The sequence below is a fragment of the Streptomyces sp. NPDC091292 genome (assembly GCF_044757265.1).
Lineage (GTDB): Bacteria > Actinomycetota > Actinomycetes > Streptomycetales > Streptomycetaceae > Streptomyces.
Genome location: NZ_JBIVUQ010000003.1, coordinates 354279 through 380551 on the forward strand (window position 1 = coordinate 354279; position 26273 = coordinate 380551).

A 26273-nucleotide genomic window follows, 5' to 3' on the forward strand; every position below is an offset into this window, starting at 1 on the left:
GGTAGGAACCCCTCTGGTGCCCCACGCATGTCCCGAGACCGGTCTTTTAGGAGGTGAACCGCCGTGGCACTCTCGATTTCGGCGGTGGTGCTGCTGGCGATCATCGTCTTCATCCTGGTCAAGAAGTCGGGACTGAAGGCCGCCCACGCCATCGTCTGCATGCTGCTCGGTTTCTATCTGGCCAGCTCCTCCATCGCCCCGACGATCAGCGAACTCACGACGAATGTCGCCGGGATGATCGGGGGCATCAAGTTCTAGCGCCCGGTCGCCATGTTCTTGACTCCCGGCCGATGGACAGCGTGGGGCCGCCGGAATCGTAGGCTGGCCCCATGACGGATGCCCTCCCACGTCGCCGCGCGCTCTTCGTCCACGCGCACCCCGACGACGAGTCGATCACCACCGGCGCCACCATGGCCCGGTACGCGGCCGAGGGTGCCCGGGTCACGCTGGTCACCTGCACCCTCGGTGAGGAGGGCGAGGTCATCCCGCCCGGCCTGGCGCACCTGACCGCCGACCGCGACGACACCCTGGGCACCCACCGCATCGGCGAACTGGCCGCCGCGATGAAGGAACTCGGCGTCCAGGACCACCGCTTCCTCGGCGGCGCGGGCCGCTACCGCGACTCCGGTATGACGGGCCTCCCGCAGAACGACCGCGCGGGCTCCTTCTGGTCCGCCGACCTCGACGAGGCGGCCGGACACCTGGTCGAGATCGTCCGCGAGGTCCGCCCCCAGGTCCTCGTCACCTACGACCCCGACGGCGGCTACGGCCACCCCGACCACATCAAGGCGCACCGCGTCGCCATGCGCGCCGCCGACCTCGCCGCCGAAGGCGCCTTCCGGCGCGACCTGGGCGCCCCGCACACGATCGCGAAGATCTACTGGAACCGGCTTCCGCGCTCCGTCGCCGAAGCGGGCTTCGCACCGCTGCCCGACGCCCTGCCCGACCTGCCGTTCCCGGCCGCCGCCGACCTCGGTGACGTACCGGGAGTGGTGCCCGACGAGGTCGTCACGACCGCCGTGGACGGCACCGCGTACGTCACGGCGAAGGCCGCGGCGATGCGCGCGCACGCCACCCAGATCGCGGTCGCCGAGCCCTGGTTCGCGCTCTCCAACGCACTCGCGCAGCCGCTGTTCGGCACCGAGTACTACGAGTTGGCGCGCGGCACCCTCGGCGGAGTGGTTCCGGAGCGGGACCTGTTCGCGGGCATCGCGTCCGCGAAGACGGAAGGGGCGACGGCCCGATGAGTACCAGTCCGACCGGCAAGAGCCCCGCGGGCAAAGGCCCGACGCGCACCGGACCGACCGGCAAGGGGCCGGCCGGTAAAAGGCCCGCGGGCAAGGCCACCCCCGTACCCCCGTCCCCGGCCCCCGGCGACTACCTCGCGCAGAAGCCCCGGCCGGGCCGGATCCTGCTGTACGTGGTCCTCTTCGTGCTCGGTCTGCTGGTCGGCGCCGCGGGCGCCCTCGTCCAAGGGGGCCTGTTCCCCGGCGGGTTGCTGCTCGCGCTCGCCGGTTCCGCCGGGCTGTACCTCGGCGGCGCGGCCCTGGCCCGGTCCCGCGCGGGGGCCGTCGCGCCCGCCGGGGGATGGCTCGTCGCGGTGCTGCTGCTGACCGCGACCCGGCCGGAGGGCGACTTCATGTTCGCGGCCGGCGCGGGCTCGTATCTCTTCCTGCTCGGCGGGATGGCCGTGGCTGTGATGTGTGCCACCCTGGGCCGGGGGCCGCAACCGGACGGCCGTCCTGTCCGACTTGGCAAGTGACGTACCAGTTCGCCGTATCACGAGGGTCCCGAGCCCGCACAGGTTTCGCACGCCACCGCAGTTTGTGCGCCGCCCGCGGCCAGTATGGTGGTGCGCGCCGCCGAGCCTCCCCCAACCTCCGGCAGGGGGGACCCCCAGAAGTGAGGTCGAGACGGGCGGTGGAGCCAACCGGGAGATCCTGCCTTGAGTCGTGAAACTGACAGTTCGTCCTCCGGGCCTCATGGGCGCGGAGGAGCCGCTTACCCGTCGGGGACGCCGCCCTACGGCACCCCCACACAGGGCGCCGCTGCCCCGGAGGGTGCGGACGAGGGCCGGCCGGGCGCCGGTCCTCCGTCGGACGAGCGCAAGACCGAGACGACCCTGACCACGCGCATCCGCATCAACATCCCCGGCTCGCGGCCGATTCCGCCGGTCGTGATGCGTACGCCGATGTCCGACGCGGACGCGTCCGCGCTCGACGGCGACCGGGACGGGAACGGCGGCGCGGGCCACGGCGGGACGAACGGTTCCGGTACGGGTATGGGCCCGGCCCCCGCCGGCTCCCCGGCGCCGGGCTCCCCGTCGGGCAACGGTTCCGGGCCGGCCGGTTCCGCGGGTCCTGCCGGTCCTGCCGGTGAGAAGACCAGCGACTGGTTCGCACCGCGCAAGTCGGGGCCGCCGCCGGGGGGTTCGGGTACGGGCGCGCCGCCCGCGTCGGCAAACGGGGCTTCCGGCGGAGGGAGTTCACCGGGGGCGGGCCTGGACCCGCTGAGCGGGGACCAGCGCCACGGCGAGCTTCCGTACTTCACGCAGAACACGCAGAACGGGCAGGGTCACGGCCCGAACGGTCTCGGTGGCCCCATCGGCCCCAGCGGTCCGACCGGTGGTCCGGTCGGCGGGGACGGCCCGTTGACCGCGCCGCGCATGAACGACGACACGGCGATCCTCACCCCGCAGCAGCCCGCCCCCGTACCGCCGGGCGGCCATGGCGTGCCCGGCGGTGGCGGGATGCCGGACGGTGCCGGTGACAACGTGTCGGGGCACACCCTCACCAGCGGTATCCCCGTGGTGCCGTCCGCGCAGAACGCGCCCTTCGCGCCGGGCGCCCACCCCGAAGGACCGGTGCCGCACACCCCGCCGAAGCTGCCGGAACCCGTCCAGCAGAACCTGCCGCCCGCGTCGGACCGGTCGTCACGCCCGAAGAAGAAGGGCCGCAACAAGCTCGTCCTGCTGGTCGTCGGCCTCTTCGTGATCGGCGGATTCGTCTACGGCGCGGGCCTGTTGCTCAACCACTCCGACGTCCCCAAGGGCACCACGGTGCTCGGCGTCGACATCGGCGGCGGCACCCGCGACGAGGCCGTCAAGAAGCTGGACGCGGCGTTCGGCGACCGGATCACCAAGCCGATGCAGCTCGCCGTGGACGGCAAGAAGGTGCCGCTGCGGCCCGACCAGGCCGGACTGACCCTCGACACCGACGCGACCGTCCAGGCGGCGGCGGTCAGCGACTACAACCCCGTCTCCGTCATCGGCTCGCTGTTCGGTCAGGAACGCGTGGTCGAGCCGGTCATGCCCGTCGACGAGGAGAAGCTGCGCGCGCAGCTCGCGCGGGCCGTGGAGGGCTCCGCGAGCGGTTCCGCGAACGACGGCACCATCACGTTCGAGCCGGGCAAGGCCGTCGCCGTGTACGGGAAGCCCGGCAAGGGGATCGATGTCGCCGGGTCGACCACGGCCGTCGAGGAGGCGTACCGCACGCAGGTCGAGACCGGCGGCGGCACACCCGTACCGGTCGCCGTCACGACCCAGCAGCCCTCCGTGTCCAAGGAGGAGGTCGACCGCATGATGAAGGAGTTCGCGGAGCCGGCCATGTCGGGCCTGGTCACCATCAAGGCGGGCGCCGCCTCGATCCCGTTCGGCCCGGAGAAGTCGCTGCCGCAGATCCTCAGCGTCACGGCGATCGACGGCAAGCTGGTCGAGAAGTACGACAAAGCAGCGCTGAAGAAGCTCTACGGCACCACGTTCGACGGCGTCCTGATCACCCGGGCCACCGGCCAGAAGACAGCGGTGACCCCGGAGGACGTCATCGGAGTCCTACGCCAGGTACTCCGGGGCAAGACCCCGGCGGAACGCATCGGAACGATCGAGACGAATCCGGCGTAGAGGTAGGGGAGTCGGCGGCAGCCCGGGAGAGCCGGGCCACCGCAGGTCGGCAGGGCCGGGGTTGGGTGCCTAACGGTGGTGGCGATGAAGCCTCGGCGTGTCCCGGGGCTGCTCCCGTCCGAGGGTCCCGATAACGCGGGCCACCGGCCAGAAGACAGCGGTGACCCCGGAGGACGTCATCGGTGTCCTACGCCAGGTACTCCGGGGCAAGACCCGGCGGCCGAGGCGTACGCGGCGCTGCCGGACTTCGAGCTGGTCGTCCGCACCACCTTCGGCGCCCCGGCCATCTCCGCGCGGCCATGGAGTCCGGCGCCGACGCCTTCCTCGTCAAGGACGCCCCGGCCGCCCAACTCGCCGCCGCCGTACGCGCGGTGCTCGCCGGGGAACGCGTCATCGATCCGACCCCGGCCGACACCGCGCTCGCCGAGGGCGCCAACCCGCTGACGGAGTGTGAGCGCGAGGTCCTGTGCGCGGCGGCCGACGGCTCCGGCAACGCCGAGGCGGTACGGATCGTCGGCGAGGTGGGCCAGATGTGAACCTGGGGGCGGTGGGGGCCTGGTTCGGGTTTGGTCCGGTCTCAGTTGAGCAGCGCGCGAGCCGCCCTCGCCTGTCCCCGGATCAACTCCGCCGCCGCGCCGTCCACCGGCTCCACGATCTCCGCGTACGCGTCGAGTTCGGCGGCCCCGAGCCGATACGCGCCGCGCTCGACGAGGAGCCGCGCCCGGTCGTACCGGAGCCGCGCCGGATGCGACGGCAGCAGCAGGGACAGCTCGACGGCCCACAGCGCCACGTCGGAACGTTCGGGCCGGGCCGCCGCCCAGGCGCGGATGTTGTTGAGGATCCGCAGGACGATCTCCAGCGGATCGGCCGGTACCAGCATCGCCGGGTCGAGCGGCGCGCCGGTCGCACCGGCGACGAGCAGATCCGCGTCAGGGCCGGTCAGCACCCGTCCCCCATCGAACGGATCGGCGAGCACCTGATCGGCGGGCGGCCCGAACCCGACCACGAAGTGCCCCGGCAGCGCGACCCCGTACACCGGGGCGCCCGCCCGCCGCGCGACCTCCATCCAGACCACGGACAGCAGGATCGGCAGCCCCCTGCGACGCCTCAGCACCTCGTGCAACAGGGACGACTCCAGCCGCTGATAGTCACCGGCCGTCCCATGGAACCCCTCCCGCTCCCCGAGCACCCCGGCCAGCGCGACGGCCCAGTCCCGAGGCCCCCCTGGCCGGAACGGCACCATCCCGGCCAACCGGTCCAACTCGATCTGAGCCCGGTCCATCCCACCCTCGTCGAGCCCGGGATCGGCGGCAGCCCCGATGAGCAGGCACAACAGAGCGAGGTCGGGCCGCTCACTGCGCGCGGCCTCGGCGAACTGTTCCCTCACTTGGGCTCCCGATAGTGGTGATACGCGTGATGCACCCCGAACCCCATCCCGTCGTACAAGGCGATCGCGCCCGCGTTACGGGCCTCGACCTGGAGCCACGCGGCGGAGGCCCCTTCCGCCAGCGCCCGCCGCGCAAGCGCCGCCATGACCGCCGTCGCCAGCCCCCGCCGCCGCACCGTCTCGTCCACCTCGACCGCCATGAACCCGGCCCACCGCCCGTCCACGACACACCGCCCGATCGCCGCACACGGCCCGCCTGCCTCCCCCGGCACAGAGGCGAACCAGACCGAGGGCCCGGCCCCGAGCACCTTCAGGACATGCGGCCCCGGCACCTGGAACCGCTGATACCGGCGTAGCCACGCGTCGTCCACGGAGCGCGAAAGCCGCACCTGGTCCACGTACACGTCCAGATCCCCCACCGGCGCGAGCGGAGCGATCCGCTGCTCGGCCGACACCTCCCGCACCCACCCCCGCGCCGCCAGCTCCGCGCACAGCGCCTCCTGCGTCCCCTCGGCCCCGGTGGAGGCCCCGGTGGCCGTCTGGACGTACGCGGGCAGCCCCCGGCGCCCGTACCACTCCCGTACCGCCGTCAGGGCCGCGTCCAGCGGGCGCCCCGGATCGCCCAGCGGCAGCACCGAGTTGGCGCGCCGCGTGAAGCCGGCGGCGGCCCGCAGCTCCCAGTCGCCGAGCCGTTCGCTCTCCACCGGCTGCCAGGCCCGCGCCGCGACCCGCGCCAGCTCCCCGTACGACGCCGCAGGCCCCCGGCGACGCGCCGGAGCGGCCGGTACGACCTTGCCCGCGACGAGCGCGGACTCCTCGATCCGCACCGCCTCGCCGGTACGCCGGGTGATCATCAGCACACCGTTGTCCCAGGATGTGAGAACCCCGACCGTGTCGCTGAACTTCAGGGGATCTCCCGGTTCCTGGACCACCCGGCGTACAGATACACGTTTGCCCACGTCAGCAGCGGTGATCCGGACCTCAAGTCGGCCTCCCGCGGCGAAATCCACAGCTGTGCCCACCCCTCCTGTTCGGTTCAAGCCCAGGAACGGAGATACTAGGTGCGGGCATCGACGAGCCGCGCTCCCGCGCGCCAGGCGGCGGAGCCTGTGGAGGCCCGCCGGCGCCCTATCGAGGAGGAACGACAGCGTGACCTACGTCATCGCGCAGCCTTGTGTCGACGTCAAGGACAAGGCGTGCATCGAGGAGTGCCCGGTCGACTGCATCTACGAGGGCTCCCGGTCCTTGTACATCCACCCGGACGAATGCGTCGACTGTGGTGCCTGTGAGCCGGTCTGCCCGGTCGAGGCGATCTTCTACGAGGACGACACCCCGGAGGAGTGGAAGGACTACTACAAGGCGAACGTCGAGTACTTCGACGAGCTGGGTTCGCCGGGCGGGGCCAGCAAGCTCGGCCTGATCGAGCGCGACCACCCCTTCATCGCCGCGCTGCCGCCGCAGAACCAGTAGAAGCGGCCCGCCCCGCTTCACCCGGTCCCGTACGGCCCAGCCGCTGTACGGGACCGAGGCGTTTGCCCGTACGGCCGTAGTGAGTACGAGAGAGTGAGTTCCGTGTCCGCAGTCGAAGCACCCGTCGACCGTCTTCCCGCCTTCCCCTGGGACAAGCTGGAGCCGTACAAGGCGACGGCGGCGGCCCACCCCGGCGGCATCGTCGACCTGTCCGTCGGCACCCCGGTGGACTCCGTCCCCGAGCTGATCCAGAAGGCCCTGGTGGCGGCGGCCGACTCGCCCGGCTACCCCACGGTCTGGGGGACCCCGGAGCTGCGCGACGCGATCACGGGCTGGTGCGAGCGGCGCCTCGGCGCACGGGACTTCACCCATCGCAACGTGCTGCCGGTCGTCGGCTCCAAGGAGTTCGTCGCCTGGCTGCCGACCCAACTGGGCCTCGGCCCCGGCGACAAGGTCGCCTACCCGCGTCTGGCCTACCCGACGTACGAGGTGGGCGCCCGCCTCGCCCGCGCCGAGCCCGTCGCGTACGACGACCCGACGGACCTCGACCCCGCAGGGCTGAAGCTCCTGTGGCTCAACTCGCCGTCGAACCCGACCGGCCGGGTGCTGTCCAAGGACGAGCTGGCGCGGATCGTGGCGTGGGCGCGCGAGCACGGCGTGCTGGTCTTCTCGGACGAGTGCTACATCGAGCTGGGCTGGGAGGCGGACCCGGTCTCCGTACTCCACCCGGACGTGTGCGGGGGCTCGTACGAGGGAATCGTCGCCGTCCACTCCCTGTCGAAGCGGTCGAATCTGGCGGGCTACCGCGCCGCGTTCGCCGCGGGCGACCCGGCGGTGCTCGGCCCGCTCCTCCAGCTCCGCAAGCACGGTGGGATGATGACGTCGGCGCCGACCCAGGCGGCCGTGGTCGCGGCGCTCGGCGACGAGCAGCACGTGCACGAGCAGCGCGCCCGGTACCTGGCCCGCCGCACCGCCCTCCGCGCGGCCCTGGAGAACCACGGCTTCCGCATCGAACACAGCGAGGCCAGCCTCTACCTCTGGGCCACCCGAGACGAACCCTGCTGGACCACGGTCGCCCACCTGGCAACCCTGGGCATCCTGGTGGCCCCGGGCGACTTCTACGGAGCAGCGGGAGCGAACTTCGTCAGGGTGGCCCTGACGGCAACAGACGAACGAGTAGCAGCGGCGGCATCCCGCCTCTAGCCCCACCCACCCGGTCCCGTTCTGGAGACCACCGTCCCGTTGTGGAGACCGCCGGTCCCGTTGTGGGCAGGCGTTCCGCACGGCGGTGCCCACCCTCGACCCGGGCCCGGTCCTGTTGTGGGCAGGCGTTCCGCACGGCGGAACGGGTGGGCACAACCCCATCCGACGGCCACCCGCCAAGTGCCCCCGGCAAACAAAAGAGGGGGCCGGGGGGCGACAGCCCCCCGACCCCCAGCAACCGGCAACGTCAGCCGAGCGGCAACCCATTCACGGGCAACTGCCCCGCACCGGGCGCCGCGGCCCCGGTCACCCCACCGAGCACCTCACCGGCACTACCACCGACGTCCCCGGCAGCCTTCTGAGCAGCAGGCGCAGCCGTCTTCGCCCCCTTGCCCACGGTCTTACCGGCCGCCGGAACGGCCTTCTTCACGGTCGTGCCACCGGTCTCCCCGGCGGTCTTGGTGACTTTCTGGGCCGCACCGTCGACGTTGTTGCCGACGCTGGCGCCGTCGAGGGCGGTGAGCCCACCCAGGGGGGCACTGGTGGGAAGATCAACGGCGCTCGCGGAGCCGGCCGCACCGACCACGGGTGCCGCTCCCGCCGCGACGAGCAGCGCGACACGGGCGATCCGACGGGTCAGGGGGAGGGACATGGTGCTCCTTAAGACGGAAGAGACGCTGGAGTGTCCGGGCCGTTCCGATGGCCGCTGTTCGGCCCACCGGCTTGATCGTTCCCGGCCCCTAGGACGCCCTGACTACCGCTCGAAGCCGCCGAAGGTTGCGGTGCCCCAACGTAAAGAGTTGGCAATGCATCGCATAATCTGCTGCGGATAAAAACGGGCAAACACCACTCGTACCTAATGCCTGCTGAATCCTTACGGCCCTGTGGTGGCAAGGGATTCACGAAGCCCGCCGTACGCCCGGGGTACCGGTCCCGGAAGCCTTGCCGCGACCGGACCGCGCTCCACCGAACGGGTGAGGAGCCGAACTACTGCCCGGTGACGATACGGACGTCTTCGCCGTCGCCGACAGCCTTGTGCCACCTCGTGGGCGAGGCGCCCGCCGTCCACTCCATGCCCGCGAACGTCACCCGTTCGATGTGCAGCGCCGAGGAGTTGGCGACCGCCCAGTGCGCCACCTCCCAGCCGCGCTGCCGGGCCGCGTCACCGGACGTGTCGCCGGACGACGCGGCGGTCGGGGCCACCGGCACGGTCACGGTCCGCGCCGCCGATCCGGAGGTCGCCGCGCTCACCTGGAGGACGTCCCGCCCGAAGTCCCGGACGAGCGCGGCCCGCACCCGCGAGGGCGAACCCGCGCGCGGGCCCGGCCGGTCCCGGCAGGTCAGCGTGGCCGGGGCGCGGCCGGTCAGCGAGGCGGACAGCAGGGTCGCGTCCGGCTCGTGCTTCGCGTACGCCCGCGGGAAGGCGCTGTGCTGCACGCGCTGCGCGGCGTCCGTCAGCGGCAGCCGCGCATAGCCCGGGACCTCGGCCAGATGCTGGTAGAAACGGGCCGACGCGTACGCCGGGTCCCGGATCTCCTTAGCCGTGCCCCAGCCCTGCGAAGGTCGCTGCTGGAACAGGCCGAGCGAGTCCCGGTCGCCGTGGCCGAGATTGCGCAGCCCCGACTCCTGGAGCGCCGTCGCCAGCGCGATCGTCACCGCCCGCTCCGGCATCCCGCGCGTGAGGCCGACGGCGGCGATCGTCGCGGCGTTGACGGCCTGCTCCGACGAGATGTCGTACGACGAGCCGTCGCCCCTGGCCGAGACGACCTCGCAGCCCGGCGCGGGGCGTCCGCCGGTCACGTACTGCGCGATCACATAGCCCGCGACCGCGAGCAGCACCGCGCCGGCCGCCCCGATGCGCAGGAGGCGACCGCGCCGTACGGGGACAGGGGGCTCAGGCACGGTTTCCAAGGTAGTGGCTGCCACTGACAACGCCGGTCAGGCGGCAGCGTGCGGGTCGGGCGGGGAGCGTCCGGGTTCAGGGCGGCGAGGGTTAGGGTCGGCGGCATGGATCGCACACCCCTCGACCTCACGCAGGACGCCGCACTCCTCACCGCGCAGCTCGTCGACTTCCCGTCCGAGAGCGGCGCCGAGACAGCGCTGGCCGACGCGATCGAGGCCGCCCTGCGCACGCTGCCGCACCTCACGGTCGACCGGTACGGCAACAACGTCGTCGCGCGGACGCACCTGGGCCGCGCCGAGCGGGTGATCCTCGCCGGGCACATCGACACCGTCCCGATCGCCGACAACGTGCCCTCGCGCCTCGACGCCGAGGGTGTCCTGTGGGGCTGCGGCACCTGCGACATGAAGTCGGGCGTGGCCGTGCAGCTGCGCCTCGCGCAGAGCGTGCCCGAGCCGAACCGCGACCTGACGTTCGTCTTCTACGACAACGAAGAGGTCGCCGCCCACCTCAACGGCCTGGGGCATGTCGCCGATGCCCACCCCGACTGGCTCCAGGGCGACTTCGCGGTCCTCCTGGAACCCTCCGACCAGCAGGTCGAGGGCGGCTGCCAGGGCACCCTGCGGGTCCTCCTGCGCACCAAGGGCGAACGGGCGCACTCCGCGCGCGCGTGGATGGGCTCCAACGCCATCCACGCCGCGTCACCGATCCTCGCGCGCCTGGCCGCGTACGAGCCGCGCTACCCGAAGATCGACGGCCTGGAGTACCGCGAGGGCCTCAACGCGGTCCGCGTCGAGGGCGGGGTCGCCGGGAACGTGATCCCCGACGTGTGCACGGTCACCGTCAACTTCCGGTACGCCCCCGACCGCACCGCCGACGACGCCCTCGCGCACGTGCGTGAGGTGTTCGCGGACTGCGGTGTCGAGGAGTTCGTCGTCGACGACCACAGCGGCGCGGCCATGCCCGGACTCTCGCACCCCGCCGCCGTCGACTTCATCAAGGCCGTCGGCGGCACCCCGCAGCCGAAGTACGGCTGGACCGACGTGTCCCGTTTCAGCGCGCTCGGCGTGCCCGCCGTGAACTACGGTCCGGGCAATCCGCATTTGGCGCACAAGCGCGACGAGCGGGTCGAGACGGCGAAGATCTGGGCCTGCGAGGAGCGGCTGCGGTCCTGGCTGACCGCCTGAACCGCCCATAACCCCCATAACCCGCTGCTGACATCCCGAATTACGGCGTTCGTCATCCCCGTAGACCTACGCTGAAGTGGCAAGACCGTCAGCGGAAGGGGATGTTCATGGGCAGTCCGGAAACGCAGGGGCCACCGGAGGAGCAGCACATCGGACCGGTGTTGCGGCGCCGCGATCAGATCCAGCCCGGCACCACCGACCAGCGTCTCCTCGACACCGAGGGCGACTCGGAGTGGGTGCACACCGATCCGTGGCGGGTGATGCGCATCCAGTCGGAGTTCGTGGAAGGGTTCGGCGCGCTCGCCGAACTCCCGAGCGCGATCAGTGTCTTCGGATCGGCCCGCACGCGCGCGGGGACCCCCGAGTACGAGGCCGGTGTCGCCATCGGCAGGGCGCTGGTCGACGCGGGCTTCGCGGTGATCACGGGCGGTGGACCGGGGGCCATGGAGGCCGCCAACAAAGGCGCGCGCGAGGCCAAGGGCATCTCCGTCGGGCTCGGCATCGAACTGCCCTTCGAGCAGGGGCTCAACCAGCACGTCGACATCGGTGTGAACTTCCGTTACTTCTTTGTCCGGAAGACGATGTTTGTGAAGTATGCGCAGGGGTTCGTGGTGCTGCCCGGCGGCCTTGGGACACTCGATGAACTGTTCGAGGCGCTGACGCTGGTGCAGACCCGCAAGGTGACCCGGTTCCCGATCGTCCTCTTCGGCTCCGCCTACTGGGGCGGCCTGGTCGACTGGCTGCGCGGCACCGTCGTGGCGCAGGGCAAGGCGTCCGACAAGGACCTGCTGCTGTTCCACGTCACGGACGACGTGGACGAGGCGGTCACCCTGGTCACCAAGGAAGTCGGCCGGTAGCCGCTACGCCCGTTGCCCCGGGGCCCGACGGTCCCGCCCGTCGGTCCGGTCACGCCAGACCGCGACGGGCGACCGCCGGGGGCCGGTGGCCCGCGATCGAGGCGACCATGTCGAGTACCTGACGGGTCTCCGCCACCTCGTGCACCCGGTAGACCTGGGCGCCCAGCCACGCCGACACGGCCGTCGTCGCGAGCGTCCCGATGATCCGCTCCTTGACCGGCTTGTCGAGGGTCTCCCCGACGAAGTCCTTGTTGGACAGCGACACGAGGACCGGCCAGCCCGTCGCGACCATCTCACCGAGCCGGCGCGTCGCCTCCAGGCTGTGCCGCGTGTTCTTGCCGAAGTCGTGCCCCGGGTCGATCAGCACCGACTCGCGCGGCACACCCAGCTCCACGGCCCGCTCCGCGAGCCCGACGGTCACCGCCAGGATGTCCGCCATCACATCGTCGTACGCGACCCTGTGCGGCCTGGTACGGGGCTCGGCGCCGCCCGCGTGGGTGCAGACCAGGCCCACGCCGTACCGGGCGGCGACCTCGGCGAGCTTCGGGTCCACGCCGCCCCAGGCGTCGTTCAGGAGATCGGCGCCCGCCTCGCACACGGCCTCGCCGACCTCGTGCCGCCAGGTGTCGACACTGATGACCACATCGGGGAACCGCGCGCGGACCTCCGCCACGAAGCCGACCGTGCGGCGGGCCTCCTCGTCGGCGGTGACCTCCTCGCCGGGGCCCGCCTTCACACCGCCGATGTCGATGATCGCCGCGCCCTCGGCCACCGCCTGCTCCACGCGCGCGAGGGCGGGCTCGTCGCGGAACGTCGCCCCCTGGTCGTAGAAGGAGTCCGGGGTCCGGTTCACGATCGCCATGATCACCGGTTCGTGCGCGTCGAACACGCGCCTGCCCAGCCTGAGCATCCCCTGAGTCCCTCCGGTGTACGGCCCGTCGATGGGTCGCCTGCGACCTTAACTGTCACAGGCGCATGGCACGATCGGACCCAGACAGTTTTCCTGCCGGCCGCACCCTGGCCGGCAGCCGAGCGTGGGGACCGCAGAGATGGTCATGTTCATGTTCCTGGTGGTCGCGCTCGTCGTGGTGGTCGCCGCGGTGACGCTCGCCGTGGTGGGCGGCGGCGAGAGCGGCGCCCTGCCCGAGGCCGCGCCCGAACGCTTCGCGGACCCACTGCCGCCCGACCGCCCGGTCGACCGCACCGACGTCGAGGCGCTCCGCTTCCCGGTCACCGTCCGCGGCTACCGCATGGCGGAGGTCGACGACGCGCTGGGGCGGCTCGGCGCCGAACTGGCCGAGCGGGACGCCCGTATCGGCGAGCTGGAGTCGGCACTCGCGGGCGCGCGTGCGCACGCGGGACCGCCCGTCGGCCTGGTCAAGCACACCGTCGAGGACGCCGCCCCGCGCGAGGACCGACCGTGACCGCCGGCGGGGTCGTGGCCGGACCCGACGGCAAGCCGCGCTGCCCCTGGGGGCTGTCGACCGACGACTACGTCGCGTACCACGACGAGGAGTGGGGCCGCCCGGTCCACGGCGACGACGCGCTGTACGAGCGGCTGTGCCTGGAGGCCTTCCAGTCCGGCCTCTCCTGGATCACCATCCTGCGCCGCCGCGAGGGCTTCCGCGCCGCCTTCGCCGACTTCAAGATCGCGTCGGTGGCCGCCTTCACGGACCGGGACGCCGAGCGGCTCCTCGCCGACCCGGGCATCATCCGCAACCGCGCCAAGATCGAGGCGACCCTCGGCAACGCGCGCGTACTGGCCGACTGGCCCGAGGGCGAACTGGACACCCTGATCTGGTCCCACGCCCCCGACCCGGCGACCCGCCCGGTCCCGCGCACGATCACGGACGTCCCCGCCGTCACGGACGAATCGACAGCCCTGTCGAAGACCCTCAAGAAACGCGGCCTGCGTTTCATCGGCCCCACCACGGCCTACGCCCTGATGCAGGCCTGCGGTTTGGTGAACGACCACCTGAAGGACTGCGTGGCGCGGGACACCGCGTAGGAAGCGAGTAGGCACCGAGGACCCCGCGCCGACAGGTCCTCAGTGGCCGACGTACTTGGGCTGCTCCTTGGCCAGGAAGGCCTCCACCGCGATGACGTGGTCGTCCGACGCACCGGCGCGGGTCTGGAGTTCGTCCTCCTTCTCCAGGGTCTCGGCAAGCGAGTGCGACAGCCCGTAGGCGAGGGACGCCTTGAGGGACGCGTAGGCCACCGTCGGGCCGGACGCCAGGGCGCGGGCCACCTTCAGCGCCTCGCCGGCGAGTTCCGCCGAGGGGACGACCCGGTTCGCGATCCCCAGCTCGTACGCCTCCTGCGCCTTGATGCCCCGCGGGAAGAGCAGCAGGTCGGCGGCGCGCCCCGGACCCACGAGGCGCGGCAGGGTCCACGACATCCCGGAGTCCGCGGTCAGCGCGACACCGGCGAACGACGTGTTGAAGGAGGCCGTGTCCGCGACGACCCGGTAGTCGGCCGCCAGCACGAAACCGAACCCCGCACCGGCCGCGACCCCGTTCACCCCGGCCACCACCGGCTTCGCCATGCCCGTCAGCGCCCGCACCACGGGGTTGTAGTGCTCGCGCACCGTGCTCATCGTCTGCGACGAGCCCGCATCCCGGTCCTCCGCCAGCAGCGCGACATGCTCCTTGAGGTCCTGCCCCACACAGAAGGCCCGGTCCCCGGCGGCCGTCAGCAGAACGGCCCGTACCGCACCGTCGGCCGCCGCCGCTTCCACCGCCTCGCGCAGGGCGACCTTGGCCTCGGTGTTCATCGCGTTCATCGCCTCGGGGCGGTTCAGCGTGATCGTCGCGAGTCCGTCGCTCACTTCGTAGAGCACGGTGTCGGCCATGGGGAATCCTCTCCGGCGGGGCTGCTCGGTCGTCGTCCGAGCCCAGCATGGCGGAGATCACCGGGCCCGTGCATGTGACCTGCATCAAAGAATTCCGGGCACGGAAACCTGAAACGGGCGCGGAGTATCGCAGCCACATCGCCGAATTGAGTGGTTTTGCGGGAGCGCGTTGCGCATCCGATGCCGACTGATGTTGGTCATCGGGTCCCGCGATGCGGGATAATGGCTGGGAAGCAATGTGTTCGATGCCGGACGCGTGCCCTGGACTGGGCGGGGCTGTCGGCTGTGGTGAGCTGGTTTCAGGAAGGGGAACGAGCATGGCGGCCATGAAGCCGCGGACGGGTGACGGCCCGCTCGAGGTGACCAAGGAGGGGCGGGGCATCGTCATGCGGGTTCCGCTCGAAGGCGGCGGTCGGCTCGTCGTAGAGCTGACCCCGGACGAGGCCGACGCCCTCGGCGACGCCCTCAAGAAGGTCGTCGGCTGACGCGGAAGCGCGACTATACCTTTCAGTAACACCCTTCAGTAACACCTGTCAGGCCCCGGCATCGTGCGCGCTGCCGGGGCTCTGCCGTGTCTCTGCCGTGTTTAGGGGGCTCCGCCCGGCACACGACACGCAGCACACGACACGCAGGAACCCGCGGCGAATCGGCGGGGGTGTGGCCGATCGGTGAAGCACGGGTCAGCGCTTGACCGCGCAGAGCAACCCGTCACCCACCGGCAGCAGCGACGGCAGCAGCTCCGCGTTCTCCCGCACCGCCCGCACCAGCTCCCTCAGCCGCAGGACCTCCATGGGCTGCGGCCCGGCGTCCACCGTGCGACCGTCCGCGAAGACGCCCTCGAAGCACACCAGGCCCCCCGGACGCAGTAGGCGCAACGATTCAGCTAGGTAGTCGAGGCACTCCATACGGTCCCCGTCACAGAAGACGAGGTCGTACCCGCTGTCCGCGAGACGCGGCAGTACGTCCAGCGCCCGGCCCGGAATGAAACGTGCCCGATTGCTCGCGAACCCCGCCGTACGGAACGCCTGCCGCGCGAACTGCTGCCGCTCCGGCTCGGGATCCACGGTCGTGAGCACCCCGTCCGCCCGCATTCCCTGGAGCAGATGCATTCCGGACACCCCGGTCCCCGTGCCGATCTCGGCGACGGCCTTGGCGCCCGCGGTGGCGGCGAGCATCCGCAGCGTGGCGCCCGTGCTGGGCGACACCGGGCGAACCCCTGCTTCCCGGGCCCGGTCACGGGCCCAGCGCAGCGCCTCGTCCTCGGCGACAAAGGCGTCGGCGAACGCCCAGCTCGTCTGCCGGTTGCCGGTGATGACCGTCTCCTGTCCCCGTAGATGCCTGGCCGTGACTGTATCCGTTGGGCCCGGGAACCTGCTGATGGGACCGGGCGTTTAGAGGGGTGGGGAACAGAGCGGGGGGACGAAATGGATCAGGACGGCGAGCAAGTCGAGACGCATGACCCGAAGCACGTACCAATTTCACGTAAAAACGCTTATCCGGAGCTAACGGGCGAGGTGGCTATGGTAGGGGCTCCACTGGACACCACCAGAGCCGACAGGGGAGGTGCGGCTGCGCCTGGGGAAAGGAGGGGAGTGTTTCGACGCCTTCTCCGTACACCGGGTGAGCCGAAATCCGTGACCGACACAGCTGACCGTTTCCACGCTGCCGACTCCGCACAGACCGCGACCTTCGCCGCCGACGCGGACGCGCAGTCGTGGACTCCGCCCACCTGGGAGGAGATCGTCAGCACACACAGCGGACGGGTCTATCGACTGGCCTACCGTCTGACGGGCAACCAGCACGATGCCGAGGACCTTACCCAAGAAGTCTTCGTCCGTGTGTTCCGTTCGCTGTCCACCTACACTCCCGGCACGTTCGAGGGCTGGCTGCACCGGATCACCACGAATCTCTTCCTGGACATGGTGCGCCGGAAGCAGCGCATCCGCTTCGACTCCCTCGGGGACGACGCCGCCGAGCGGCTCCCGAGCCGTGACCCGTCGCCGCAGCAGGTCTTCAACGACACCCACTTCGACGCCGATGTCCAGCAGGCCCTCGACACCCTGGCGCCCGAGTTCCGCGCCGCCGTCGTCCTGTGCGACATCGAGGGGCTTTCCTACGAGGAGATCGCGGCGACCCTGGGCGTCAAGCTCGGCACGGTCCGCAGCCGGATCCATCGTGGCCGCTCACAGCTCCGCAAGGCCCTTCAGCACCGGTCCCCCGAGGCCCGTGCCGAGCGGCGTGCGCTGGCGGTGACCGGAGCCCCCGCGCTGGGAGGAGGGGGCGCGACCGCGTGAGTGGAACACGTCCGACACCTGTCGAGCAGCATCTGGGAGACCGGCTGGCCGCCCTGGTCGACGGCGAGCTGGGCCATGACTCGCGTGAGCGGGTCCTCGCCCACCTCGCCACCTGCGCCAAGTGCAAGGCCGAGGCCGACGCACAGCGGCGCCTCAAGAACGTGTTCGCGGAGGCGGCGCCCCCGCCTCCTTCGGCGAGCTTCCTGGCCAGACTCCAGGGGCTGCCCGGGGGAGGTGACAGCGGGGAGGACGGCGGTTTGCCGTCGGCCGGGGGAATGTTCGGCCGGGGGATCTTCGGCGTGACCTCTGACCCCTTCACTTATGCCCCGGCCGGGCCGCACGCCGCTGTCCTGCCGACGGCCGAGCGAGGGTTCCGTATCCACCCCGTGGGGAGATCCGACGCCGAGCGGTCCGCCGCGCGGGGCCGCCGGCGCTTCGCGTTCGCCGCGGCGGGGGCGGTCTCCCTGGCCGCCATCGCGCTCGGTGGGGTCTCCACCAGCTTCCCCGCCGACACCAGTGGCGACGCCCGGGGTACGGGAAGTAACAACGTCACACCGATGCGCAGCCAGGGCGCGGGCGCCGTCCCGTCCTCCGACTCCTCCCGGCGGCGGACGACCTCACCCATGCTCGGACAGCGTTCCGGCGGCGCCCTGGCCGCGCCCGTCGCCCCCACATCGGTCACCGCGCCACTGCTGCCCGGTGCGCCGACCCCGAGCGGTGAGATCGCGGACGCCGTCCGCGCTCTCGCGGCGCCCATGCTCGCGGGTGCCGCCGCGACATCCCCGCTCATACGCGCGCTGCCCCCCGCCGCATCGGCGACCTTCTCGTCGGCCCCGTCGGGGCTCACGGCACAGGGCGAGCCACTGCCGGGACTGCTCGGCGCACCCGTCACCGGCGCCACACCGTCGCCCGGCGGAGCTGCCACCACGCCGGTCCGCTGACACGGCACCCTCCGCCGAGCGGCCCGAACCTGGTTGAATTCCCGGAAGGGACACGGCTCCGGGGCAACCGGGGCCGGTGATCCCACCAGACGAGGTGCGGTGACCGCCGTGCGACCGCCCCAGGGCGGGACCGCCGGCCAGGTGCGGGGAGATCATGGACGACGGCAGGTCCAACGGCGAGGGTGCGACGTTTGACGGGCAGCGCGGAGGCCGGTCCGGCATGGAGTGGTCCGGTGCCGACGCGTCTGTGGGCGGTGGGGCGGGGGCTGGTTCCGGTGCCGGTTCCGGTGTCGGTGCCGGAGGTTCCGTTTCTGGCGGTTCCGGTCCGGGCGAAGGCGAGCGGGTGCGGCCCCTGCACGACCCGGATCCCTACAGCACCCCGCCCTACGGGGGCCCGGGGCCGTGGGCGCCCGCGCCGCCCGTGCAGCATCCGGGGACGACGCCTCCGCACGGGGTGAGCATGGCGGAGGCTCCCGCCGGCGGTCCGGCGCCCGGCACTCCGGCGGGAGGCGCTCCGTTGCCGCCCCAGATGCCGTCCCACCCGACGCCTCCGCCGTACCAAGGGCACCAGGGAAGTCACGGGCCTCAGGGGCACCAGAGCCATCAGGAACAGCAGCCCCAGGGCTCCCAGCCCTACGCCTCCCAGCCCTACGGTGTGCCGGTCCAGGATGCCGGTGGTGGATCCGCCGCCGATCCCTGGCAGCGGTACGACCCCTGGAGCGCGCCGCTCCAGCAGAACGGTGCCGTGCCTGACGGTGGGGCGCGCCCTCCGCGCCGGGGGCGGCTGCTCGTCGCCGGGTTGGCGCTCGCGCTGGTCGCCGGTGGCATCGGCGGTGCCGTCGGCTCGTATCTGGAGCAGAACGGCGGGACCCGGGTCGAGCTGCCGCAGGCCGGGGTCGAGTCCAAGGACCGTGCCCCGGACAGCGTCGCCGGGATCGCCGCCAGCACACTGCCCGGCGTGGTGACCCTGCATGTGCGGGGCGGTTCCGAGCAGGGCACCGGCACCGGGTTCGTCCTCGACGGCCGGGGCCACATCCTCACCAACAACCACGTCGTCGAGCCCGCCGGTACGGGCGGCGAGATAAGGGTTACCTTCAGCAGCGGTGAGACGGCCAAGGCGGAGGTCGTCGGACGCGACTCCGGCTACGACCTGGCCGTGGTCAAGGTGTCCGGGGTCTCCGGGCTCAAGCCGCTGCCGCTCGGCAACTCCGAGAACGTCCGGGTCGGTGACCCCGTCGTCGCCATCGGCGCCCCCTTCGACCTGGCCAACACCGTCACCTCCGGCATCATCAGCGCCAAGGAGCGGCCCATCACGGCGGGCGGCGAGAAGGGCGACGGCAGCGACATCTCGTACGTGGACGCGCTCCAGACGGACGCCCCCATCAACCCGGGCAACTCGGGCGGGCCGCTGGTCGACGCGAAGGCCCGGGTCATCGGCATCAACAGCGCCATCCGGTCCGCGGACAGCGGCTCGGACCTGGGCGGTGGGCAGGCCGGTTCCATCGGGCTCGGGTTCGCCATCCCCATCAACCAGGGCAAGCGGGTCGCCGAGGAGCTGATCAACACCGGCAAGGCCACCCACCCGGTGATCGGCGTCACCCTCGACATGGACTACACGGGCGACGGCGCCAGGGTCGGCGCCCGGGGCAATGACGGCGGCCCGTCCGTGAGCCAGGGGGGACCCGGCGACAAGGCCGGGATCCGCGCCGGTGACGTGATCACCGAGGTCGACGGACAGCGCGTGCACTCCGGCGAGGAACTGATCGTCAAAATTCGCGCCCATCGCCCCGGTGACCGGCTCGAACTCACCGTGGAGCGCGACGGCCAGGAGAGGCAGGTCGCCCTGGTCCTGGGCTCGGCGGGAGGGAACTGACAGCGGTCGTCCAGGAAAACCTGCCGTGTACAAGAGGTCGGAGGGTACGGGACAGTTCCGGACGCAGCGGGTCGCCGGGTACCGTGGGTCCGGTCCGGGACCATGGACGACCTGCTGCGGACCGAGGACATCGCAAGGAGTTCTAGGTGTTCAATGACATAGGCCCACTGGAACTGGTGGCGCTCGTCGTCCTCGCCGTGCTCGTCTTCGGCCCGGACAAGCTGCCCAAGATGATCCAGGACGTCACGCGCACCATTCGCAAGGTCCGCGAGTTCTCGGAGAGCGCGAAGCAGGACATCCGCGAGGAGTTGGGCCCCGAGTTCAAGGATTTCGAATTCGAGGACCTCAACCCCAAGACGTTCATCCGCAAGCACCTGGACAACGATGAACTGGGGCTCAAGGAGATCCGGAACGGCTTCGACCTGAAGAAGGAAATGGCCGAGCTGACGGATGCCGTGCACGGCCGTGAGAGTGACACCGCCGACGGCGACTCGGCCGCCTCCTCTTCGTCATCCGCAGGCGCAGGCGCAGGCGCAGGGTCGGGTTCCGGATCGGGTTCCGGATCAGGTTCCGGTTCCGGTGGCCGTATCGACATGACCAAGAAGCGGCAGGAACTCGACCCGGGCGAGCGTCCCCCGTTCGACGCCGACGCGACCTGAGGCGACGCCTCCCGCGACCGCTTCCGTCCCCTCCGCGACCCCCGGCGACCCCTCGCGCCCCCTGTGCCTCCATGTGACGCATATCGCTGTCCCCGCGCCCATACCACTCCGGTCAACCGGGCGACACCGGGACGTACTCCGCATGTCGTTGGCGCGTAGTGGTCGGTTTGCGCTCCACGCCATCGATGGTTTCGTAAGGGGTGGGGGAGAGGTGGCTATTCTGCCTAGTTGTTGTGCGGACTGTCAGGAGGTCGCCCGAGGGGGGCGGGCCAATCCGGTCCGACTGGAGCGAGGAGGCGTCCGGGTAATGGAGACGACAAGTCGGGTGCGCACGATCGACGACTACTTGGTGGCGCCGTTCCCCTGGTACGGACTCGACGAGGCGTTCACCGGGCGGCGCTGGCTGATGCACGTCGGCATGTCCGCCGAAGGCGCCGTGGAACACGGTTCGGTCGGGCACGGTGACGAGCCGTCGGTGCGGACGGCGGCCGACGGGCGCGACGAGGACAGACAGCGCTTCGCGGTCGTCGTGACCGTCGCGGCGAACCCGGTCCGGCGGACTCCGGACGGTACGGGAGTGCTGGAGGCGACCTCGGTCTCCTCGGCCGCCTGGCTGGCCGGTTCGGGCCTCCTCGCGGTGACCTGGCCGGCCCAGATGGACCACACCCTCCGGGACGACTGGCTGGAGCAGCAGACCGAGACCGCGTTCGTCCTCGCGGACGATCTGGCGGGCACCGACTGGTCGTCGCTGTCGCTGCCGGTCGACGGGGTGCCGACGCCGTTCCACTACCGCGAGTCCGAGTTCGGCTGGGTCCTCGCCGGGTCCACCCAGGAGGGCGTCCACCTGGGTGCGTACGGACGGGGGATGAGCGCGTACGGGCTCGGCTTCTCCGTGGTCAAGGACCTCACGGCGTACGCGTAGCCGACACGGCCGGTCACCAGGACGGCCGATCGCCACGAAGGAAGCACGGCCGGTCGCCGTGCGGGAAGCGGAGGGGGCACCCGGCCCGTCACGGCGCCCCCTCGGACGCGGAACACGCCCGTCCGGCTGACCACCGCGTAAGGCGCCCCTGGGCCCCCTCACGGCTCCCTCATGGCCCCCTCAGAACTTGTTGCGCGGCGTGATCCCCAGCGACATCCCCGACAGCCCCCGCTGCCGCCCGCCCAGCTTCCCGGCGATCGCCCGCAGCGCGGTCCCCGCGGCGGAGTCCGGGTCGGACAGGACCACCGGCTTGCCCTCGTCGCCGCCCTCGCGCAGCCGTACGTCGATCGGGATGGAACCCAGCACCGGGACCGTGGCGCCCGTCGTTCGCGTGAGCCCGTCGGCGACGCTCTGGCCGCCCCCCGTACCGAACACGTCGACCATCTCGCCGCAGTGCGGACACGGCAGACCCGCCATGTTCTCGACCACGCCCACGATCTTCTGGTGGGTCTGGACCGCGATGGAACCCGCCCGCTCGGCGACCTCGGCGGCGGCCTGCTGAGGCGTGGTCACCACCAGGATCTCGGCGTTCGGCACGAGCTGCGCGACCGAGATCGCGATGTCACCGGTGCCCGGCGGCAGGTCCAGGAGCAGCACGTCCAGATCGCCCCAGTAGACGTCCGCGAGGAACTGCTGGAGGGCGCGGTGCAGCATCGGGCCGCGCCACACCACCGGTGCGTTGCCGGGCGTGAACATGCCGATGGAGATGACCTTCACGCCGTGCGCGGACGGCGGCATGATCATGTTCTCGACCTGGGTCGGCCGCCCGTCGGCGCCAAGCATGCGCGGCACCGAGTGGCCGTAGATGTCGGCGTCCACGACGCCCACCTTCAGGCCGTCCGCCGCCATCGCCGCCGCCAGATTGACCGTCACGGACGACTTGCCGACGCCGCCCTTGCCGGACGCCACCGCGTACACCCGCGTCAGCGAGCCCGGCTTCGCGAAGGGGACCTCGCGCTCGGCCTGGCCGCCGCGCAGCGAGGACGCCAGCTCGCGCCGCTGCTCGTCGCTCATCACGTCGAGCGTCACCTCGACCCGCGTGACACCCTCCACGCCCGAGACGGCCTCGGTCACGCTGTTGGTGATGGTCTCGCGCATCGGGCAGCCGGACACCGTCAGGTAGACGGTCACCGCTACGGCGCCGTCCGCGCCGATCTCCACCGATTTGACCATCCCCAGGTCGGTGATGGGCCGGTTGATCTCGGGGTCGTTCACCGTCGCCAGCGCTTCACGCACCGCGTCTTCCGTAGCCATACGGACGATGGTACGGCGCCTGCCTGGGGGGCCGGACAGCCCCTCAGTGGTCTTCTGTGTCACTTCCGGGCGGCTCGGCGGACCTTTCGGCGGACCTCTCGACGGAACTGCGGGCGGACGGCTCGATGGGCAGGGGTGGGCGCCGCTCGTCCAGCACCCGCAGCAGGTCCTCCAGCTCGGAGCGGATCCAGTCGCGGGTGGCGACCTCACCGAGGCCGATACGGAGGGCGGCGACCTCGCGGCTGAGGTACTCCGTGTCGGCGATCGAGCGCTCGTTCTGCTTGCGGTCCTGTTCGAGATTGACGCGGTCCCGGTCGTCCTGCCGGTTCTGGGCGAGCAGGATCAGCGGGGCCGCATACGACGCCTGGAGGGAGAGGACCAGTGTCAGAAAGATGAACGGATAAGGGTCGAAGCGGAGTTCCCGCGGAGCCCAGACATTCCACACGACCCAGATGATGATCGTGACCGTCATCCAGACCAGGAAGCGCCCGGTGCCCAGGAACCGGGCGATCCGCTCCGACATCCGGCCGAAGGCGTCCGGGTCGTACTCCGGAAGGAGCCTGCGGCGGCGGCCGAGCGGCAGGTCGAGCCGGGGCAGGGCGGGCCGCGCCGGTTCGGCACGGACGGCGGGCTCACGCTCAGGGCTCGGGCTCACCGTTCACCTCCCCGGGCAGATGGAACTCGGTCTCCCGCCAGTCGTCGGGCAGCAGATGGTCGAGCACGTCGTCCACGGTGACCGCGCCGAGCAGGGACCCGCTGTCGTCGACCACGGGCGCGGCGACCATGTCGTACGTGGCGAAGAAACCGGCCACCGCGGGCAGCGAGTCCCTGGGCCTGAGCGGCTGCAGATCGGTGTCGAGAACCGCGCTGACCAGCGTGTACGGAGGATCGCGGAGCAGCCGCTGGAAGTGCACGGTGCCGAGGTACTTGCCGGTGGGCGTCTCGTCCGGCGGCCGGCACACGTACACCTGGGCGGCGAGTGCGGGCGACAGATCGGAGTTGCGTACGCGCGCGAGGGCGTCGGCCACCGTCGCGTCCGGCCGCAGCACGATCGGCTCGGTGGTCATCAGACCGCCCGCCGTGTGCTCCTCGTAAGCCATCAGCCGGCGCATCTCCGCCGCGTCGTCCGGCTGCATCAGGCCGAGCAGCCGCTCCTGGTCGTCCTCGGGCAGCTCCGAAAGGAGGTCGGCCGCGTCGTCCGGGTCCATCGCCTCCAGGACGTCCGCCGCGCGCTCCTCCTTGAGCTTGCCGAGGATCTCGATCTGGTCGTCCTCGGGCAGCTCTTCGAGCACGTCGGCGAGCCGGTCGTCGTCCAGGGCGGCGGCGACCTCCGCGCGGCGCTTGGCGGAGAGATGGTGCAGGACGTTCGCCAGGTCGGCGGCGCGCAGCTGCTCGAAGGTGGCGAGCAGGGTCTCCGCGCCTTGGCCCTGCTCGTCCAGCGAGAAGCCGGTGACGGCCGACCATTCAACGGTCAGCGTCTCGCCCCGGTTCCTGCGGAACGCGCCGCCCTTGCCCTTACGTACGAACAGGCGGTCGATCTCCCATTCGCGGCGCGACGAGATCTGCCGTACCGACAGATCGAGGACCGTCACCTCCTCGGCCGTCTCGACGAGGATCACCCGCCGGTCGAGCATCTCGCCGAACACCAGCCGCTCGGTGGGGCGCTGCTCGAAGCGGCGCACGTTCAGGACGCCGGTGGTGAGGACCTGGCCGGCCTGGATACCGGTCACCCGGGTGATCGGCAGGAAGACACGGCGGCGCCCGGACAGCTCCACGACGAGGCCGAGCAGCCGGGGCGGGCGGCGGTCCATGCGCAACTGGGCGACGAGGTCGCGGACCCGGCCGACCTGGTCGCCGTTCGGGTCGAAGACGGCGATGTCGGCGAGGTGCGACACGAACACTCTGGGGGCGCCGGCCGCCATGACGCGCCTCCCTCTGTCGCGGTGCGCGGGAGCGGGCGCGGCGACGATCGCGCCGCCCGTCCACGCTTGTCCGTCAATTCACATAACTCCGGGTAATTCGGGCTTCAGGCTAGCCCGTCCCGGTCGGTGCCGCCTTGGCTGACGGTCCGGAAGGACTGGGTCCGACGGGCCTGGGAGACACCGGTACGCTGCCGTACGCCGCTGCCGCAGTGGCACCACCCCCGCATGAAAGGCAGCCCCCCTGTGTCTGCATTTCCCCTGGGCCGCACCCGCAGAGTGGCGATGGCGAGCGTGGTGTGCGCGGGGGTGATCGCGGCGGGCGCCGGGCTCACGGGGTGCTCGTCCGATGACCCCGACGCGGGCACCAACGGGGTCGGCAAACTGCCCGCCGACAAGATCCAGGGCCAGTCGCGTACGGCGGCCGAGTCGGCCACCTCCGTCCGGCTGTCCGGCAGTGTCGTCAGCAAGGGCCTCACGTACAAGCTCGACATGCGGCTGAAGGGGAACGGCGGCACCGGGTCCGTGACCTCCAAGAAGGGCACCTTCCGGTTGCTGCGCGTAGGCGAGCATCTGTTCCTGAAGGCGGATTCCGGTTTCTGGAGCCATGAGGACGATTCCAAGGGCGGCTCCAAGAGCGATTCCTCGGCGACCGACAAGGCCGTCGCGAACAAGCTCGACGGGAAGTACGTGAAAGTGCCTCAGGGCGACCCCGCGTATCAGCAGCTCAGTGGCTTCACCGACATGAAGCTGCTGCTCGAAGGGCTCCTCACCCTCCACGGCAACCTCGACAAGGGGGACCGGGGGAGCGCGGAGGGCGTCCGGACCGTGCAGATCACCGGTGACAAGGGGGCCGGCGGGACGCTCGACGTGTCCCTGGAGGGCAGCCCGTTCCCGCTGCGTCTGGTGCGCGCCGGGGACGCCGGCACGCTCAGCATGACGGACTGGAACAAGGACTTCGACCTGAAGGAACCGGACAAGACGGAGACGGTGGACTACGGGAAGCAGCTTCCGACGTCTTGAGGCCGGGTGCCTTGAGGCGGGTGCCTTGAGACCGGGCGCCTTGAGGGTTCCGGTTTTCTCTCAGGCGCGGCGGCGCTTGCGCAGCAGGCGGGGGAGGGCCGCCGGGATCGGGTGGCGCGTGGTGGCCGGTGTGGGAAGCGGCGGGGCCGCATCCGATCCGGGCGCGGGGTCCACGAGCGCGCCCTCGGGCTCCAGGCGCAGGACGCGGCACTCCCGGGCCCATCGCGCCGGCATCTCCTCGCCGTCCGGGGCGTTCAGCCGCTTGCCCTTCAGCTCGGCCACGGCCGCCTCCCAGGCCTCCGTACCGGGAGCCAGCTCCACGACTCGCGCGGTCCACCCCACGAGCCGCCCGCCCTTGTCCTTGCTGCGCACGGTGACGGTGGCCGTCGCCCCGTCGGCAAGGCCCGGCAGCGGCTGCTCGCCGGGCCCGTCGCCGACGAGGTGCGCGGCGCCGTCGTGCCACACGTGCCACAGGGCGCGCGCCGCCCCGGCACCCCGTACCCAGATGAGCCCGGACTTCTTCGTGGCCTCCTCGACGAGGGCCTGGTCGAGCAGCGAATCCGTCATGGGCCCAG

The 26273-nt window shown here is 71.5% G+C and carries 28 protein-coding genes and 1 pseudogene; 18 read left to right on the plus strand and 11 right to left on the minus strand.

Annotated features, from left to right (window positions below):
- Window positions 1–63 precede the first annotated feature (63 nt).
- From ACIQNU_RS12895 to ACIQNU_RS12915, 5 genes and pseudogenes are all read left to right on the plus strand, one after another.
- A complete protein-coding gene (locus ACIQNU_RS12895) occupies window positions 64–258 on the plus strand; it encodes a hypothetical protein (protein WP_389880896.1) in 195 nt (64 codons plus the stop codon).
- Between the two features lie 71 nt (window positions 259–329).
- On the plus strand, window positions 330–1247 hold the full coding sequence (gene mshB / locus ACIQNU_RS12900; RefSeq protein ID WP_401365094.1) for an N-acetyl-1-D-myo-inositol-2-amino-2-deoxy-alpha-D-glucopyranoside deacetylase: 918 nt from the start codon (window positions 330–332) through the stop codon (window positions 1245–1247).
- The gene (locus ACIQNU_RS12905; protein WP_401365097.1) at window positions 1244–1762 is read left to right on the plus strand and encodes a DUF6113 family protein; all 519 of its coding nucleotides are present in this window, start codon (window positions 1244–1246) and stop codon (window positions 1760–1762) included. Before mshB ends, ACIQNU_RS12905 begins: the two co-directional genes overlap by 4 nt.
- 183 nt (window positions 1763–1945) lie before the next feature.
- On the plus strand, window positions 1946–3898 hold the full coding sequence (locus ACIQNU_RS12910; RefSeq protein ID WP_401365100.1) for a hypothetical protein: 1953 nt from the start codon (window positions 1946–1948) through the stop codon (window positions 3896–3898).
- Window positions 3899–4132: 234 nt separating this feature from the next.
- Window positions 4133–4398 (plus strand): annotated as a pseudogene (locus ACIQNU_RS12915) (DNA-binding response regulator); the annotation flags it as partial.
- Between the two features lie 77 nt (window positions 4399–4475).
- Here the strand turns inward: ACIQNU_RS12915 and ACIQNU_RS12920 are convergent.
- A complete protein-coding gene (locus ACIQNU_RS12920; protein WP_401365103.1) occupies window positions 4476–5285 on the minus strand; it encodes a tetratricopeptide repeat protein in 810 nt (269 codons plus the stop codon).
- Window positions 5282–6295, minus strand: coding sequence for a GNAT family N-acetyltransferase (locus ACIQNU_RS12925; RefSeq protein ID WP_401365106.1), 1014 nt, complete (start codon window positions 6293–6295; stop codon window positions 5282–5284). Before ACIQNU_RS12925 ends, ACIQNU_RS12920 begins: the two co-directional genes overlap by 4 nt.
- Before the next feature lie 139 nt (window positions 6296–6434).
- Between ACIQNU_RS12925 and fdxA the strand changes: the two genes are divergently transcribed.
- Window positions 6435–6755 (plus strand): ferredoxin, encoded by a 321-nt coding sequence (gene fdxA / locus ACIQNU_RS12930; RefSeq protein WP_073784614.1) that lies wholly within the window; start codon window positions 6435–6437, stop codon window positions 6753–6755.
- 102 nt (window positions 6756–6857) lie between these two features.
- Window positions 6858–7958, plus strand: coding sequence for a bifunctional succinyldiaminopimelate transaminase/glutamate-prephenate aminotransferase (locus ACIQNU_RS12935; protein WP_401365108.1), 1101 nt, complete (start codon window positions 6858–6860; stop codon window positions 7956–7958).
- A 247-nt stretch (window positions 7959–8205) separates the two neighbouring features.
- Here the strand turns inward: ACIQNU_RS12935 and ACIQNU_RS12940 are convergent, their stop codons facing one another.
- Both ACIQNU_RS12940 and ACIQNU_RS12945 read right to left on the minus strand, forming a co-directional pair.
- Window positions 8206–8610 carry an ATP-binding protein gene (locus ACIQNU_RS12940; RefSeq protein ID WP_401365111.1) on the minus strand — a complete coding sequence of 135 codons (405 nt, stop codon included), beginning with the start codon at window positions 8608–8610 and terminating at the stop codon, window positions 8206–8208.
- A gap of 335 nt (window positions 8611–8945) precedes the next feature.
- The gene (locus ACIQNU_RS12945; RefSeq protein WP_401365114.1) at window positions 8946–9860 is read right to left on the minus strand and encodes a heavy metal transporter; all 915 of its coding nucleotides are present in this window, start codon (window positions 9858–9860) and stop codon (window positions 8946–8948) included.
- A 105-nt stretch (window positions 9861–9965) separates the two neighbouring features.
- Here ACIQNU_RS12945 and dapE point away from each other — a divergent pair, with 105 nt between their 5' ends.
- A complete protein-coding gene (gene dapE, locus ACIQNU_RS12950) occupies window positions 9966–11045 on the plus strand; it encodes a succinyl-diaminopimelate desuccinylase (RefSeq protein WP_401365116.1) in 1080 nt (359 codons plus the stop codon).
- A gap of 107 nt (window positions 11046–11152) precedes the next feature.
- Window positions 11153–11902, plus strand: coding sequence for a TIGR00730 family Rossman fold protein (locus tag ACIQNU_RS12955; RefSeq protein WP_401365119.1), 750 nt, complete (start codon window positions 11153–11155; stop codon window positions 11900–11902).
- Window positions 11903–11951: 49 nt separating this feature from the next.
- Here ACIQNU_RS12955 and folP read toward each other — a convergent pair whose 3' ends face one another.
- On the minus strand, window positions 11952–12812 hold the full coding sequence (folP, locus tag ACIQNU_RS12960) for a dihydropteroate synthase (protein WP_401365121.1): 861 nt from the start codon (window positions 12810–12812) through the stop codon (window positions 11952–11954).
- 139 nt (window positions 12813–12951) lie between these two features.
- On the opposite strand from folP, the gene ACIQNU_RS12965 reads away from it, so the two are divergent.
- Together ACIQNU_RS12965 and ACIQNU_RS12970 are read left to right on the plus strand one after the other, a co-directional pair.
- Window positions 12952–13326, plus strand: coding sequence for a DivIVA domain-containing protein (locus ACIQNU_RS12965; RefSeq protein ID WP_401365626.1), 375 nt, complete (start codon window positions 12952–12954; stop codon window positions 13324–13326).
- Window positions 13323–13910 (plus strand): DNA-3-methyladenine glycosylase I, encoded by a 588-nt coding sequence (locus ACIQNU_RS12970; RefSeq protein ID WP_401365124.1) that lies wholly within the window; start codon window positions 13323–13325, stop codon window positions 13908–13910. The genes ACIQNU_RS12965 and ACIQNU_RS12970 overlap by 4 nt, the downstream gene beginning before the upstream one ends.
- 39 nt (window positions 13911–13949) lie before the next feature.
- Here the strand turns inward: ACIQNU_RS12970 and ACIQNU_RS12975 are convergent, their stop codons facing one another.
- Window positions 13950–14753: an enoyl-CoA hydratase/isomerase family protein gene (locus ACIQNU_RS12975; RefSeq protein WP_401365127.1), complete on the minus strand. Its 804-nt coding sequence runs from the start codon at window positions 14751–14753 to the stop codon at window positions 13950–13952.
- Window positions 14754–15070: 317 nt separating this feature from the next.
- On the opposite strand from ACIQNU_RS12975, the gene ACIQNU_RS12980 reads away from it, so the two are divergent.
- Window positions 15071–15238: a DUF3117 domain-containing protein gene (locus ACIQNU_RS12980; protein WP_003966491.1), complete on the plus strand. Its 168-nt coding sequence runs from the start codon at window positions 15071–15073 to the stop codon at window positions 15236–15238.
- A 195-nt stretch (window positions 15239–15433) separates the two neighbouring features.
- On the opposite strand, the gene ACIQNU_RS12985 is transcribed toward ACIQNU_RS12980, so the two are convergent.
- Window positions 15434–16132: an O-methyltransferase gene (locus tag ACIQNU_RS12985; protein WP_401365628.1), complete on the minus strand. Its 699-nt coding sequence runs from the start codon at window positions 16130–16132 to the stop codon at window positions 15434–15436.
- Between the two features lie 141 nt (window positions 16133–16273).
- Here ACIQNU_RS12985 and sigE point away from each other — a divergent pair, with 141 nt between their 5' ends.
- The 5 genes from sigE (at window position 16274) to ACIQNU_RS13010 (ending at window position 21442) form a co-directional block, all read left to right on the plus strand.
- Window positions 16274–17047 carry an RNA polymerase sigma factor SigE gene (sigE, locus tag ACIQNU_RS12990; RefSeq protein ID WP_401365130.1) on the plus strand — a complete coding sequence of 258 codons (774 nt, stop codon included), beginning with the start codon at window positions 16274–16276 and terminating at the stop codon, window positions 17045–17047.
- Window positions 17044–17988, plus strand: coding sequence for an anti-sigma factor family protein (locus tag ACIQNU_RS12995; protein WP_401365132.1), 945 nt, complete (start codon window positions 17044–17046; stop codon window positions 17986–17988). The genes sigE and ACIQNU_RS12995 overlap by 4 nt, the downstream gene beginning before the upstream one ends.
- A gap of 154 nt (window positions 17989–18142) precedes the next feature.
- Window positions 18143–19861: a trypsin-like peptidase domain-containing protein gene (locus tag ACIQNU_RS13000; RefSeq protein WP_401365135.1), complete on the plus strand. Its 1719-nt coding sequence runs from the start codon at window positions 18143–18145 to the stop codon at window positions 19859–19861.
- 146 nt (window positions 19862–20007) lie between these two features.
- Complete coding sequence (locus ACIQNU_RS13005) at window positions 20008–20520, plus strand: sec-independent translocase (protein ID WP_401365138.1); 513 nt, start codon at window positions 20008–20010, stop codon at window positions 20518–20520.
- Between the two features lie 307 nt (window positions 20521–20827).
- Window positions 20828–21442, plus strand: coding sequence for a hypothetical protein (locus tag ACIQNU_RS13010; protein WP_401365141.1), 615 nt, complete (start codon window positions 20828–20830; stop codon window positions 21440–21442).
- 180 nt (window positions 21443–21622) lie between these two features.
- Here ACIQNU_RS13010 and ACIQNU_RS13015 read toward each other — a convergent pair whose 3' ends face one another.
- From ACIQNU_RS13015 to ACIQNU_RS13025, 3 genes are read right to left on the minus strand one after another with little or no spacing between them, the layout of a single operon-like run.
- Window positions 21623–22756, minus strand: coding sequence for an Mrp/NBP35 family ATP-binding protein (locus ACIQNU_RS13015; RefSeq protein WP_401365144.1), 1134 nt, complete (start codon window positions 22754–22756; stop codon window positions 21623–21625).
- A gap of 43 nt (window positions 22757–22799) precedes the next feature.
- Window positions 22800–23411: a DUF1003 domain-containing protein gene (locus tag ACIQNU_RS13020; RefSeq protein ID WP_401365147.1), complete on the minus strand. Its 612-nt coding sequence runs from the start codon at window positions 23409–23411 to the stop codon at window positions 22800–22802.
- A complete protein-coding gene (locus ACIQNU_RS13025) occupies window positions 23395–24678 on the minus strand; it encodes a magnesium transporter MgtE N-terminal domain-containing protein (protein WP_401365149.1) in 1284 nt (427 codons plus the stop codon). The genes ACIQNU_RS13020 and ACIQNU_RS13025 overlap by 17 nt, the downstream gene beginning before the upstream one ends.
- 243 nt (window positions 24679–24921) lie before the next feature.
- On the opposite strand from ACIQNU_RS13025, the gene ACIQNU_RS13030 reads away from it, so the two are divergent.
- Window positions 24922–25698, plus strand: a complete 777-nt coding sequence (locus tag ACIQNU_RS13030; protein WP_401365152.1) for a hypothetical protein — start codon at window positions 24922–24924, stop codon at window positions 25696–25698.
- Window positions 25699–25758: 60 nt separating this feature from the next.
- Here the strand turns inward: ACIQNU_RS13030 and ACIQNU_RS13035 are convergent, their stop codons facing one another.
- The gene (locus tag ACIQNU_RS13035) at window positions 25759–26265 is read right to left on the minus strand and encodes a hypothetical protein (protein WP_401365154.1); all 507 of its coding nucleotides are present in this window, start codon (window positions 26263–26265) and stop codon (window positions 25759–25761) included.
- Window positions 26266–26273 lie beyond the last annotated feature (8 nt).

Bases quoted from the DNA above. Each gene is read 5' to 3' on its own strand.
- mshB (WP_401365094.1), top strand. From the start codon at position 330: ATGACGGATGCCCTCCCACGTCGCCGCGCGCTCTTCGTCCACGCGCAC.
- ACIQNU_RS12905 (WP_401365097.1), top strand. From the start codon at position 1,244: ATGAGTACCAGTCCGACCGGCAAGAGCCCCGCGGGCAAAGGCCCGACG.
- ACIQNU_RS12940 (WP_401365111.1), bottom strand. From the start codon at position 8,610: ATGTCCCTCCCCCTGACCCGTCGGATCGCCCGTGTCGCGCTGCTCGTC.
- dapE (WP_401365116.1), top strand. From the start codon at position 9,966: ATGGATCGCACACCCCTCGACCTCACGCAGGACGCCGCACTCCTCACC.
- ACIQNU_RS12955 (WP_401365119.1), top strand. From the start codon at position 11,153: ATGGGCAGTCCGGAAACGCAGGGGCCACCGGAGGAGCAGCACATCGGA.
- folP (WP_401365121.1), bottom strand. From the start codon at position 12,812: ATGCTCAGGCTGGGCAGGCGCGTGTTCGACGCGCACGAACCGGTGATC.
- ACIQNU_RS12965 (WP_401365626.1), top strand. From the start codon at position 12,952: ATGGTCATGTTCATGTTCCTGGTGGTCGCGCTCGTCGTGGTGGTCGCC.
- ACIQNU_RS12975 (WP_401365127.1), bottom strand. From the start codon at position 14,753: ATGGCCGACACCGTGCTCTACGAAGTGAGCGACGGACTCGCGACGATC.
- ACIQNU_RS12980 (WP_003966491.1), top strand. From the start codon at position 15,071: ATGGCGGCCATGAAGCCGCGGACGGGTGACGGCCCGCTCGAGGTGACC.
- sigE (WP_401365130.1), top strand. From the start codon at position 16,274: ATGGTAGGGGCTCCACTGGACACCACCAGAGCCGACAGGGGAGGTGCG.
- ACIQNU_RS13000 (WP_401365135.1), top strand. From the start codon at position 18,143: ATGGACGACGGCAGGTCCAACGGCGAGGGTGCGACGTTTGACGGGCAG.
- ACIQNU_RS13010 (WP_401365141.1), top strand. From the start codon at position 20,828: ATGGAGACGACAAGTCGGGTGCGCACGATCGACGACTACTTGGTGGCG.
- ACIQNU_RS13015 (WP_401365144.1), bottom strand. From the start codon at position 22,756: ATGGCTACGGAAGACGCGGTGCGTGAAGCGCTGGCGACGGTGAACGAC.
- ACIQNU_RS13025 (WP_401365149.1), bottom strand. From the start codon at position 24,678: ATGGCGGCCGGCGCCCCCAGAGTGTTCGTGTCGCACCTCGCCGACATC.
- ACIQNU_RS13035 (WP_401365154.1), bottom strand. From the start codon at position 26,265: ATGACGGATTCGCTGCTCGACCAGGCCCTCGTCGAGGAGGCCACGAAG.